Origin of the sequence: Nonomuraea sp. H19, assembly GCF_052068215.1 — a bacterium.
GTDB lineage: Bacteria > Actinomycetota > Actinomycetes > Streptosporangiales > Streptosporangiaceae > Nonomuraea.
The window spans coordinates 1-1,799 of record NZ_JBQHCV010000108.1 but is presented as its reverse complement, the minus strand read 5'-3'; the positions used below and the strand labels follow the sequence as shown (position 1 = coordinate 1,799).

Below are 1,799 nucleotides of genomic sequence, written 5' to 3'. Positions count from 1 at the left end.
GGCTGAAGGACTCTGCTGAGAAATTCTGATTTGGGTTATCAAGCCACGAGAGCGAGCGTTTCGAGGTGAGATGTGCGGGTGCCGTGTAGCGGGGTGCCGGTCAGCCACCGGTCGATGCGGATGAGGTTGAGCGCGGTGGCGGCGAAGACATGACCCAGGCGGGTGGTGGGCAGGTCGCGGTGGCGGGTGCGGCGTAGCCCGGTCGCGCGGACTGCTTGGGAGATGGTGCCCTCGACGCCTGCCCGGGTCGCGTAGCGTTGTTTCCATCCGTCGGTGTCTTGGGCGTTACGGGCTGCCTGGAGGGCTTCGTGGCGTTCCCTGGGCAGGAAGGTCAAGCCCCGGCCCCGGCGCCCGGTTGGAGGCCTGGTGCATTGTGCCTGCATAGGGCAGGGGCCGCAGTTCTCGGCGGAGAAGAACACCTTGATCACCGGCTCGTTGTTGCGGTGATGCTTTTGATCCCACCATTCGAAGCTGCGCCGCCCTGCCGGGCAGACGGCTGTGCGCTCGTCGAAGTCGATGGTGAAGTCGGCTCGGGAGAACCCTTGATTCTGTCGTGATTGGCGGCTGCTGTCGTGTGGGGCCGGACCCAGGAGTTCCACGCCCGTCTGGGCGGCGGCCACGAATAATGCGGCAGTGGTGTAACCAGCGTCGACGAGATGGACATCGGGCCGGAGACCCCGGTGGGTGAGCATCTGCTGCACCTGCTCGGTCAGATCGCTGTCGACGGTGACTGCGTCGGTAGTGCTCACGTGCGTGATCACATGGGGTGCGTCGGGCTCACACGTCTCGCTTAGGTGCACCTTGTAGCCAATCCAGCCCGAACCACGCTTGATCCCGTAGCGGGCATCGAGATCATATGGCGAGGCCAGACGAAGATGAGCCGGCGGGAGGTCCTTGCCCTCCCGCCAGCGCACCCCCTGCTGGTCGCGGTGATATTGCTGGATCCAGGCCCGCCGCAGCACCTGGACTGCGTCGATCTCCCGCAGCCAGCCCGGCGCGGTGTCGGCGTAGACGGCCTCCAGCACCAAGAAGCCGTCCTGGCCGACCTGCTCGGCCCACGCCTGACGGACGTGATCCCCTTTCGGGAAGCGATAGCTGTCTACGCGCGGCCCGTAGCGCTCCGCCCAGTCGGGCGTGATCAGTCCTGACAGCCAGGAGGGGGCCGCCACCGCCAGCGCCTCCAGCGCGGCTCGCAGGGTCTCCCCGACAAACTCCATCCGGTTCAGCGACCGCACCGCCGCCAGAACATGGGTGGAATCGGTACGCTGCCGACCACCGGCTTTCACCAGACCGAGCTCGCCAAGACGTTCCAGCACCAGGTCCAGAGTCTTCTGCTCCAGTCCGTGTTCGATCAGGCGAGCCCGGAACCCGCTCAGCACCGAAGCCTCGAATCCGGGATCGTCCAGTTCCAACCCGAGCAGGAACTTCCAGTCCATACGGGCCCGCACCTGGTCAGCGGCCTGCCGGTCGGTCAGCCCCTCTGCATACTGCAACACCGACACCAGCGCCAGCGCTCCAGGAGAGATCGCGGGACGACCCCGCCGGCAAAACGCCTCAGCGAAACCGTCATCGGCAAAGAGCGGACCCAGCGCTTCCCGGATCCGTACCGCCAGCGTCCCCTTGGGAAACGCCGCCCGCACCATGCGAGTTGTCAGCTCCGGCACATCTTCCCCCACCCGAGGCTCCAACGACATGACGCCCTCCCCGCATCCGGCCAGCCACTCTCGGTCACCACAACGATGCACGACAGATAGTCACGCTTCGACCTAATAGGTGAATTTCTCAGCAGAGTCCTGAAG

At 65.6% G+C, this 1,799-nt stretch carries 1 protein-coding gene; it reads right to left on the bottom strand.

Features of this window, described 5'->3' with window-relative positions; translation table 11 throughout:
* Positions 1–38: 38 nt before the first annotated feature.
* The gene (locus tag ACTMTI_RS56765) at positions 39–1,694 is read right to left on the bottom strand and encodes an IS1182 family transposase (protein ID WP_441129389.1); all 1,656 of its coding nucleotides are present in this window, start codon (positions 1,692–1,694) and stop codon (positions 39–41) included.
* Between the last annotated feature and the right edge of the window lie 105 nt (positions 1,695–1,799).